Annotated in this window: 9 protein-coding genes, 1 pseudogene and 1 other annotated feature; of the genes and pseudogenes, 6 read left to right on the forward strand and 4 right to left on the reverse strand. The window is 55.8% G+C overall.

The features are described from left to right. Window positions 1–751 precede the first annotated feature (751 nt). From BANT918_RS17500 to BANT918_RS16880, 4 genes are all read right to left on the reverse strand, one after another. Window positions 752–928, reverse strand: coding sequence for a hypothetical protein (locus BANT918_RS17500; protein WP_162619321.1), 177 nt, complete (start codon window positions 926–928; stop codon window positions 752–754). 428 nt (window positions 929–1,356) lie between these two features. After that, a complete protein-coding gene (locus BANT918_RS16870) occupies window positions 1,357–1,899 on the reverse strand; it encodes a hypothetical protein (RefSeq protein ID WP_009885516.1) in 543 nt (180 codons plus the stop codon). After that, window positions 1,877–2,713 (reverse strand): SAR2788 family putative toxin, encoded by an 837-nt coding sequence (locus tag BANT918_RS16875; RefSeq protein ID WP_096161386.1) that lies wholly within the window; start codon window positions 2,711–2,713, stop codon window positions 1,877–1,879. Before BANT918_RS16875 ends, BANT918_RS16870 begins: the two co-directional genes overlap by 23 nt. Then, the gene (locus BANT918_RS16880) at window positions 2,698–3,495 is read right to left on the reverse strand and encodes a S8 family serine peptidase (RefSeq protein ID WP_167389519.1); all 798 of its coding nucleotides are present in this window, start codon (window positions 3,493–3,495) and stop codon (window positions 2,698–2,700) included. The genes BANT918_RS16875 and BANT918_RS16880 overlap by 16 nt, the downstream gene beginning before the upstream one ends. Window positions 3,496–3,871: 376 nt before the next feature. On the opposite strand from BANT918_RS16880, the gene BANT918_RS16885 reads away from it, so the two are divergent. From BANT918_RS16885 to BANT918_RS18190, 6 genes and pseudogenes are all read left to right on the forward strand, one after another. Beyond that, window positions 3,872–4,483, forward strand: a complete 612-nt coding sequence (locus BANT918_RS16885; RefSeq protein ID WP_069599738.1) for a recombinase family protein — start codon at window positions 3,872–3,874, stop codon at window positions 4,481–4,483. An 88-nt stretch (window positions 4,484–4,571) separates the two neighbouring features. Continuing rightward, window positions 4,572–5,066: a phospholipase A2 gene (locus BANT918_RS17960; RefSeq protein ID WP_096168666.1), complete on the forward strand. Its 495-nt coding sequence runs from the start codon at window positions 4,572–4,574 to the stop codon at window positions 5,064–5,066. Window positions 5,067–5,078: 12 nt separating this feature from the next. Continuing rightward, on the forward strand, window positions 5,079–5,438 hold the full coding sequence (locus BANT918_RS17290; protein ID WP_125178022.1) for a hypothetical protein: 360 nt from the start codon (window positions 5,079–5,081) through the stop codon (window positions 5,436–5,438). A gap of 472 nt (window positions 5,439–5,910) precedes the next feature. Further along, window positions 5,911–7,260, forward strand: coding sequence for an IS256 family transposase (locus BANT918_RS16895; protein ID WP_418904427.1), 1,350 nt, complete (start codon window positions 5,911–5,913; stop codon window positions 7,258–7,260). Between the two features lie 383 nt (window positions 7,261–7,643). Continuing rightward, window positions 7,644–8,886: pseudogene (locus BANT918_RS16900) on the forward strand (IS3 family transposase). Further along, window positions 7,928–8,059, forward strand: a sequence feature (AL1L pseudoknot). It overlaps the preceding pseudogene by 132 nt. Window positions 8,887–9,502: 616 nt before the next feature. Continuing rightward, window positions 9,503–9,796, forward strand: coding sequence for a DUF262 domain-containing protein (locus BANT918_RS18190; RefSeq protein ID WP_167389520.1), 294 nt, complete (start codon window positions 9,503–9,505; stop codon window positions 9,794–9,796). Window positions 9,797–9,886 lie beyond the last annotated feature (90 nt).

The following is a 9,886-nucleotide window of genomic DNA, read 5'->3' on the forward strand; positions in this document are numbered from 1 at the left end:
CACAGATCCCAAGATCCTGGCCCTACCCGGACCGGCATGGATCAACCAACCAAAGGAGGGCACCGAAACAGAGGCAGCCTAACCACTGCCTCACTCACCCTGGTACCGCTTGACTTGAAAAATTCCGTCACGGCCCTGACTCTACGACGAGTGTGCCAAGATCGGCATATGAATGGTTCCAAACCAGATTCGCTCTGGTCTTCGCCCACCAGTTAAGCAGCCTCTCAGTTGCTCAGGCCGTGTACTACGACTCGACCGGAATTGGAGGGACGCTTGTGTGGGTGTTCGCCGCGTTCATGTTCCCCCTGACCGCCGTACTTTTTCTACTGATGGCCCTGATCATCAAGATCCGGTCCCGCCATGGGTGGACCCGCACGAGTTCGGGACATCTCTAAGACGGTATACGAGGACGGGTAAAGGATTGATTCGGGCTCTCTCCCCAGTATCAGGGCTGCAATCTCTGCGATTTTCGAGTGCGGTCTCTCCACCGGTCTGAAACGTTGAGACTCACCCACACAACCACAGCGATGATCGCGACACGCACCCATTCCCGGAAATGCCAGACCGAGTCTGGTGTCAGGATGATCCGGCCGTAAATGAACTTCTCACAGCTCACTGCTACCAAAGCTGCCAGCAGGCATAGGGTGATGCGAAACAGGTGGTGTACCACTACGCTCCCTCGTCTGGTCTTCGGAGTCACGTCGACTTCGATGACAATCAGGCCATCGCCGCGTTCAGGGGCAGCGAGGACTTATTCTGCGGATTGCGGGTTCTCGTTCTTCTGCTCGACCCGTTTGGCCAGTTCGAGGTCGAGCAGGTTGTTGACCTTGAGCAGAACAATCAAACCGAGCACCAGCAATGAGAGCACCAGGCCACCGCTGAGCACATAAACCCCGACGATCACAAAACTAAACACATCCATGGTCATGGGACTATACCGGCTACCTAGCCACAACGGAGGTGAAAATTCATCAGCTCGAGTTCTCGGACAGCCATATCGTGAACGGAGGTTCGACGGAACGTGTCCTTCCTCGGCAAGCAACGACAACGGGCTTGAAGCGTCAGTGATTGTCGCGGTAGTTGGTCACGAATATGTGACCTCCAAGACGAATTCGGTGGAGCCGGTCACGACGGGCGGAAATGTCTACCGGGTATCCCCGCTCACCGAATCCGTCCAAGAACTGGACTAGATTGCGAACGAAACTGTCAAGGACGGCACCACCTAGACGCTGGAAAGTCGCCCTCTCGATCTGCGAAGCCGATTTCGTCAGCTGTCTGCACAAACTCCAACAGCCGCACCCACAAGGGCGGGACCGTAGATTTGCGGCCCCGCCCTTGTGGGTTTAAAGCTAGCTCCTATTCGTCCGACTCGATTTCATCAGCGTTCTGCTGTAGCTTCGCTAGCTGCTGAGCCTGTGAGGTCAAATCGTCAGACATCTGAGCCAACGGACCGTCAGCAAGTTCTGTCACCCGCGCGGCGAAGGCCTCATTGAAACTAGTATCGGGGCCTCCAGCAAGATCCTTCACGTAGGAAAGATGCTTGCTAATTACACGAACGGCATCCGCAGAAGCTTCTAAGAGCCTGGTCGTGAACCGGTCTTCCGCATGTGGCAGAACCACTAAATCGTTGCTGTAAACACCGTCGATGGCGACAAGCGCGGCAAGTACTTCTACTGGGTCGAGCGAAGAAACCCACCGCCAAATGAACCGATCACGGATCTCTTCGAAATTGTGAACGGGGCTCCCAGTATCTTCGAACCCTTCGACAAGGGCATAGGCGACGTCCTTTATCGACATAGCGCCCGCAAGCTGCAACGCACTGTCAAGTGAGCCCTTTTCCGCAGCGACGATCGCCTCAGTCAGTGCCTGTGCGCTATCACGGTTTACCCCACCAGCCATTACTGATCTTCCCACCCTTCTTCGCATATGTGACAACTATGTACTTACCCTTGTAGGGAAGGACAGCCTGCATTCCGTTCGCACCACGTTTCGAGTGCTTGCCGTTAGCCATAGCACGAGACATTAAGTTCGCAATTTTCGATCGCGAGGTGCCGCCAATCTTCCCCCAGTTGTGCTTCTTCGCCCGGATATGCTTCCAGGTGTTCGCGTTGGCCTTCTGAAGAAGGTACTTGGAGGTGGCCTTCTTGATCTTCGACTTCCCTATTTGCTTGATCGCTGCTTTAATCCCGACACGAGCGAGGAGGCCAAGAACCCACAGAATCGGGAATGCCTGCGCATTCACCTGGGCAGAAGAAACCTCAATGGTTTCTCCGGACTGAGCATCTTCGAGAGTTGCGGTGAAGGCTTCATCACCTAAATAGGTGAAATCACGGACGAGTAGTTCGCTTTCAATGTCTTCACCATCGACGACTGCTTCAACCGTCACCGACTGGATCAGCTCATCAAGAGGAGCATCGGAATCCGTGGCGACATCCACACGCGAATCAATACCTTCAGCCTCAACCGAGGTGGAGACTGTGCCACCGACCGCGTCGACGTCTACAGTCGTATCTAGGTTGTCGCCGCCCTCATCAAGCGACTCAACACCTGAGGTCGCCTCATCAGGATCAACAGAGACACTATGTGTGCTGACGCTTGGTACTTCGGTTGGCTCGTCGGCCGCGACGGGTGAAATATTTGCCGTCGACAGCCCCACCGCTAACGCGGTCACCGCTGCAACAGCAGCAACGCTCTTCCTTAAAGAGACTTGCATTCCCTCGGATCCTTTCCTTGTTCTTCAATGGATTCTTCTATCGCTTGATCGACAGGAGTGTTCCTGCGGGTCTGATCAAGAGTGTGTGGAGCAATCAGTGGCCAGCACGCGGCAATCTTTCCCGCAGCAATCGCTGTTGCAGGAGACGTCCCTGAATACGGCTGGGTCCCACCTCCCGGGCTCTCAACGCGGATCTCCTCACCGGAAGCAAGGAGATTCGTTGCTCGAGTATTCGTGAATCTCAGGCGGCGGCCTGATTTGTTCAGTGCCCCCACTGAGATCACTCCCTCATATTGGGCTGGGTATGAGGCGAAATCTCCAATACCGTTCCCGGCAGCGGAAAAGATGGTCACGCCATCGTTTTGAGCTTGACGGACCGCTTCCTTCAGCTCTGGCACGTCCATTTCGGTCCCGAGCGCGGCGACGATCATATCCACATCTTGTTGCGTCGCAGTCGTGATCCCAGTCGCCAAGTCTTCAACTTCCCCGACACCAGAAACATCAAGAGCCGGGACATCGACGATCTCGATCGTCGGAGATCGTGTAGATGGTTTTGCTGACGCGCTTTCAACCATGATCGCGGCCATGGCTGACCCGTGTTCGCTCACTCTCGACGGGGCGCCCGGCACCGAACGAACCTCGATCTTCGCCTTATTCAATGCTGGGTAGGTGGGGTCAATTCCTCCATCGATGATTGCGACCCGAACCTTCGAAACAGTTTCTACTGGCGTGAAAACGATGAAAATGGCGGCCATGGCGAAAACGATGACGACGACTGCCACCAGGGCACGCTGGACCCACCGGCGGGGATGAACGGGGGCCAGGGCCATCCGGGAGTCTTCTCGCATGGTCTCGCAGTCTGTGAAGAAAGGTGGGGACGATCTTTCATGGGGATAAGCCGTCCTTAAACCTAACAATCCCTGAGTTGGCTTCCGGGGTCGCTCGTGTGAAAGCAATCAAACCGTTACCTGCCGCAGGTCCGGTCATACAGTGTGGGCGCCGCGGGCGCCTCGCACGAAAGTATGAAATTTCGAGAAAACTTCGGCCCAGCAGGCCGGATGAGTGCGATCATGTCAATCGGGTATACCCCTTTGACATTCGAGATCTCGGCCGGAAGAATGCTGTCAAGCGGGTTGCGATTCCAGTGATTGGACACATATGCCTACCGACTCCGAGAACCCCTCAGATGCCCTGTTCGGACAGACCCTCGGCTACGTGCGCGTCAGTAGCGCCGATCAGAACCCTGGCCGGCAATACGAGACCATCGGTTGGTGCGATAAGACGTTCGAGGACAAGCTCAGCGGGAAATCACGCGCCAACCGCGCAGGCCTGAACAAGCTCATCGACTATGCCCGCGAGGGTGACCATATTCGTGTGGCCTCGTTGGATCGCCTCGGACGAGACACCCGAGATCTCTACTCGCTCGTCGATACACTGACCGGGAAAGGGTGCACGGTCACCTTCGTCTCGGAGAACATCACCGTCTCCAAAGATGGCAGCTCCCCTATGCAGGAACTGTTCCTCACGTTTCTGTCGGGCATGGCGCAGTTCGAGCGCGCGCGGATCCTTGAACGGCAGCGGGAGGGGATTGAGCTGGCGAAGGCTCAGGGGGTCTATCAGCGCAAGCTCACCGACGAGGACGTGCAAGCCTGCCGGGCGATGGTCGACATGGGGATCTCGGTGGCCGGGGTCGCCCGACGCTATGAGGTCTCTCGGCAGACGCTGTACAACGCACTCAAAGGCTCAGGAGCCTACACTCCTGCCGGGTGAAGTCCCTTGTCCATTCTTCTCGTTGCTTCAGCTAGCACGAGGATGGCCCGACTGTGAGCCTTGGTAGTCTCGTCGGCACTGCGGCCCATTGCAGCTTCGGCCGCCTCGGCGTCAATGCCTTCCTGCAAATCGTAAGCGCCAGTTACGACTCAACCTCTTTGAAGCTGAAACCACTCCCCTGAAGGTCAAACCTGGTGGTCCTCTAACTCCCTACGCCAAGAAGCCAGGGAGAGTCACCATCCCCAAGAATTACCGGTATTGCCCGAAGTCTTGCAAACCAAAGAGCTGGCATGACTATTGCACCTCCTCTCCAGACCAGCCTGTGGTTGGTAAGTATCGAGTCGATTTCCGTGGACCGTGTGCCCGACACGATATGAACATCCAAGCAATCATGGGGAAGAAAATCTCAAACTCTACTAAAAAGAAGCAGTGGTACAGCGCCAATGGAAAACTCAAAAGGCAGATGAAGCAGCAGTGCCAGCATCAGTTTTCCAAAGGTACGGTCTTCCGCCAGAACTGCTACATCACGGTAGGCGTCTACTATGCAGCAGTGACAGCAAATACTTTCGTCAAGAAGCTGTAGGGGCACTCAGTCGTGAATTCATCAAGAAGTCTTGTCCTCGGAGGGCTTGTTGCTTTTGTCGCTGCGATGGTGCTCTATGTTCTCTCTGTGCCAGCGTTCGTTTCAATCGTGCTCGTTCTGGTCTCTGGTGTACTCGTCGCTCTAGCTATCCACCGGTCACCAATAGCTCCGGTGTCAGCGAGGAAGTGGGTAGCTTCCGGCATGACCCTGACTGTTTTGCTGGCTGCCGGTCTCGTGTGGGCTGGCTACTTCAGTCCGATCACAGCAATTCTCGACGGCCTGATTCCTCTTTTGTTGGGGGTTGCAACAGTCGTCTTCGTTGTCATCGCGGCGGTCAAGATTTACCGGTCAACAGGTCCTAAGCAAATTTGATTGCTCTCCGTATGGGGCCGTCGCAGCTCGAACTTGGAGCAAGTACCTGTGACCCGTAGACCGACTTTCTTTGCTTTATCCGGTGCAGGATGCGTAGTGCTTGGTGCTGTTGCCCTCCTCCTCGATTTCACTTCCCCGGGGTGGCTTGTTGTCCGACAGGTACTGTCAGTGCTCCTGCTCGTTGCCGCCACTCTCGTTCTGCAGCTATCGATTCTGTACTCCGCGTGGGAAGCGACGAAGAAGCGGTGGATGGGCGTTGCCAACCTGGCGCTTGGTGCGCTTATGGTTGCAGAACTGGCCTGGCTGTTCTTGTCTAGCTCAATCGACTACCTACCGGCAATCGTGTTCATCCCTATGGTCTTACTCTATGTTTGCTGGGTGGTCATTGCTGTGGCTTTCGTGGCCAGGGATGGCCGGAAACGTCAGAGGGTGTCAAATAGTTTGTGTACCGGGTCACATCTGAAAGGACAGAATAGTGACTGTGACGAATACACACTCGAACTCGAACCAGGCCAACGAAATCGTTGACCAGCTCAAGGCCTCCGGAGCCCTCGACGAACTCTTCGCGAAAATCGATTCCGGCGACGTCGAACTCACCGGCGATGGCGGTCTCGTTCCGGCACTGATCAAGGAAACCCTCGAACGAGGACTCGGTGCCGAGATGACCTCGCACCTGGGCTACACAGCCGGCGACAGGGACGCCAAGACCACAACGAACTCGCGCAACGGAACGTATGCCAAGACAGTCGCTTCCGAAGCCGGTGACATCGAAATCAGCGTCCCCCGGGACCGTGATGGGTCGTTCACACCTCGTCTGGTGCCGAAGGGTTCACGCCGACTCGGTGGCCTTGATGACATGATCATCTCGCTGTATGCCGGCGGGATGACGATCCGCGATATCCAACACCATCTGGTGTCAACGATCGGCACCGAACTCTCCCATGAGACGATCTCGAACATCACCGATGCAGTCCTCGAAGCAGTCATGGAATGGCAGCAACGTCCGCTCGAGGAGTTCTACCCCGTCGTCTACCTCGACGCGATCCGCGTCAAGGTCCGCGACAACGGGCACGTGCGCTCGAAGGCCGCGCATATCGCTGTCGGTGTCGATATGGACGGCATCAAGCATGTTCTGGGCATCTGGGTCCAGAACACCGAGGGAGCCTCGTTCTGGGCCCACGTGTGCGCCGAACTGGCCAACCGGGGAGTCCAGGACGTCCTCATCGTCTGCTGCGACGGGCTCACGGGCCTACCGGATGCGATCGAGGCGACGTGGCCCGACTCCCTCGTCCAAACCTGCGTCGTGCATCTAATCCGGGCTGCGAACCGGTTCGTGTCCTATACCGACCGTAAGGCCGTGTCGAGGGCTCTGAAACCGATCTACGCTGCCGCGAACGAGGATGCTGCTTTGGCCGCGTTGACAGCGTTCTCGGAGTCCGAATTAGGCCGGAAGTATCCCTCGGCTGTGGCGGTGTTCGAGAACGCCTGGGACCGGTTCATCCCATTCCTGCAATTTCCACCGGCTTTGCGGCGGGTGATTTATACGACGAACGCGATCGAGTCGTTGAACTACCAGTTGCGCAAGATTACGAAGAACCGATCCCAGTTCCCCACCGATGACTCGGTGGTGAAGCTGTTGTGGCTAGCGATCTGCAATATCGAGGACAAACGAGCCCGCGAGCGGGAAAAGGAGAAGGGGAAAGGAAAGGCTCGGAAGGCGACGACTGGTCGGCTCGTCGAAGGCCAGATCACGACGAACTGGAAACAGGCGCTGGCTCAGTTGGCTGTGGCTTATCCGGACCGGATGAATCCGTACTTGTAAATCAATCCCGAACACAAACTACTTGACAGGCTCAAACGTCACGCTCGACCAAAGGCCTAAAAGGGACTGATGCAAAGAAAGGTGACAGTTTGAGTGTCAAGCTGCGAGAGCAGCTGGCTCTATGATTGCTTCGTACTCTACTGGTGTCAATCGACCGGCAAGACTCAGATAAACAGCCCGGATGCCACCCTCGGTGCCTCATATACTTTTGCCCGCGAAATGGTGGACCCTCGGAAGCTATGGGGAGTGAACTGTCGATGGCGACTCGAGCAGAGATCACCACGAAATACGCCAGGCAATACAAGAAGGCGACGAAGAAGAACAAGAGCGCTGGATCGCCCCGGGTGTGGTGGAGGGCTTGATCTAACCGAGAGGATAGGACCATGCCCGCACCAAGTAAGTACCCTGCAGAAGTCCGAGACCGCGCCGTGCGCATGGTCAACGAGAAGCTCACCGATGATCCGGCCCTGGCCGTGAGCACCGCGTGCCGGCTGGTCGGTGAACAGATCGGGATCAACAAGAACACCCTGCGCAATTGGGTGAAGCACAATCATGTTGATTCTGGAATGACGCCGGGAATGACGACTGATGACAAGCAACGCATCACAGATCTGGAAAAGGAAATTCGGGAACTGCGCCGGGCGAATGAGATCCTGCGGAAAGCGAGTGCGTATTTTGCCCAGGCGGAGCTCGACCGCCACTGACGGATATCGATGGCTTCATCGATGACAATCGCAACGAATTCGGAGTCGAGCCGATCTGCCGTGTCCTGTCGGATACCGGGGTGCAGATCGCTGCGAGTTCGTATTACGCCAGAAGGTCGCGACCGGTCTCGGCACGGAAACAAACTGACGCCGTGTGGGATGAACGGATTCAGAAAGTGCATGCGAAGAATCGAGGATTATTCGGAGCACGGAAAATGTGGGTCATGCTCCGCCGGCTCTATCCAGACGAGCCGATCGCCAGGTGCACAGTCGAACGACGCATGCGCGCCCTGTGTCTGGCAGGGGTGAGCAATGCCCGGTCGGCGACTACGACATGGCAGTCCAAGACCGCCTCGTACCCGAGTGACCTTGTGTGCCGGGACTTCACCGCCGATGCTCCAGATACCCGCTGGGTCGCTGACATTACGTATGTTTCGACGTGGAGTGGTTTCGTCTATGTCGCGTTCGTGATGGATTTGTTTTCCCGCATGGTTGTCGGGTGGCGAGTCGATACGACGCTGCGGACCGATTTGGCGCTGGATGCCCTGGAGCACGCTTTATGGGAAAGAACCGTAATATCAATCAGTTAATTCACCATTCAGACAAGGGAAGTCAATATGTTTCCATTGCTTACACAGAACGACTACGTGAAGCCGGGATAGAAGCCTCGGTCGGCTCGACGGGCGATTCTTATGATAATGCCGCAGCTGAAGCGTTAAACAAACTATTTAAGAAAGAGGTGGTGTGGCGCGAAGGTCCGTGGACTGGTCGCGATGCTGTGGAATTCGCGACCTTGGAATGGGTGCATTGGTATAACAACACCCGTCCGCATTCGTACTGCGGAGACCTCGCCCCGGCACAGTTCGAGGATCACTACTACACTGAAATCAGTCGGCCAGCAGTTGTCGGCGTACCGTTATGAACTCTCCACCGAACTCGGGGCGATCCACTAAATCAACCGACATGCTGTTGCTGAATGCTAACCGCAACTGGCGGACACCGACCCACTTCTCGTGGGACGAGTACGCTGATAAACGACCGAAAGCACTGAAATGACCAAAGCCTTGGAACATCAATCAGCAAGGTGGAAGCACCTCTTTTCCCCATGGCCGCTGGCTGGAATCGGAATTGCATTTCTTGTCTGCTCATACGTCGCTGGTTACATTCAGACTCACGTGTTGAATGGGATTGCGGGTGGGCGCGGTTGCGCCACACCGCCACCGGGTACTGAAGTAGCTTCATATGGTGTCACGATGAACCCGTTGCCTCCTGCGGCTGCATGCCACCAGGTAGTCAATAGTGCAACCGCCACTTTCGACCAGGTTGAAATCCACTGGCTCGGCCCAGCTCTCTTCCTGTTCATTCTTGCAAGCGGTTGCCTCCTTGCTTCGTTGTGCGTCGCTGGATATCGCTTAGTTCGATTCTTCAAATAGCCTCAACAAGATCTGTCTACAAACCCTAGGGTTTTGAGACGGTACGAGCATGGCTCAGTTCACTTATCGGTGCGCTATATTGGTATAAATGATGAAGGGGTATCGGTGGGACTCACAATTAGAAAGATCCTCGCAAACGTGCAGAACGGAACTATACGAGTCCCAGCTTTTCAACGCGGATTCGTCTGGGATACTGAACGTGTAGCGTATCTGATGGATTCAATCTACAAGGAGTTCCCCTATGGGGCTCTTATTCTCTGGCGAACGAAAGAAAAGCTGACGCACGAGCGTCACCTTGGGCCGTTTCAACTCCCGGATGTGGAACCGGATTATCCAATTGACTACGTTCTCGACGGGCAGCACGGAATTTTTCAAGTCAAGCGGTACCAGGGTGAGTGAGGCAGTGGTTAGGCTGCCTCTGTTTCGGTGCCCTCCTTTGGTTGGTTGATCCATGCCGGTCCGGGTAGGGCCAGGATCTTGGGATCGGTG

The organism is Brevibacterium antiquum CNRZ 918 (assembly GCF_900169145.1).
Lineage (GTDB): Bacteria > Actinomycetota > Actinomycetes > Actinomycetales > Brevibacteriaceae > Brevibacterium > Brevibacterium koreense.

Excerpts from the sequence above, each read along its gene's own strand:
- BANT918_RS17500 (WP_162619321.1), bottom strand. The coding sequence starts at position 928 with ATGACCATGGATGTGTTTAGTTTTGTGATCGTCGGGGTTTATGTGCTC.
- BANT918_RS16870 (WP_009885516.1), bottom strand. The coding sequence starts at position 1,899 with ATGGCTGGTGGGGTAAACCGTGATAGCGCACAGGCACTGACTGAGGCG.
- BANT918_RS16875 (WP_096161386.1), bottom strand. The coding sequence starts at position 2,713 with ATGCAAGTCTCTTTAAGGAAGAGCGTTGCTGCTGTTGCAGCGGTGACC.
- BANT918_RS16885 (WP_069599738.1), top strand. The coding sequence starts at position 3,872 with ATGCCTACCGACTCCGAGAACCCCTCAGATGCCCTGTTCGGACAGACC.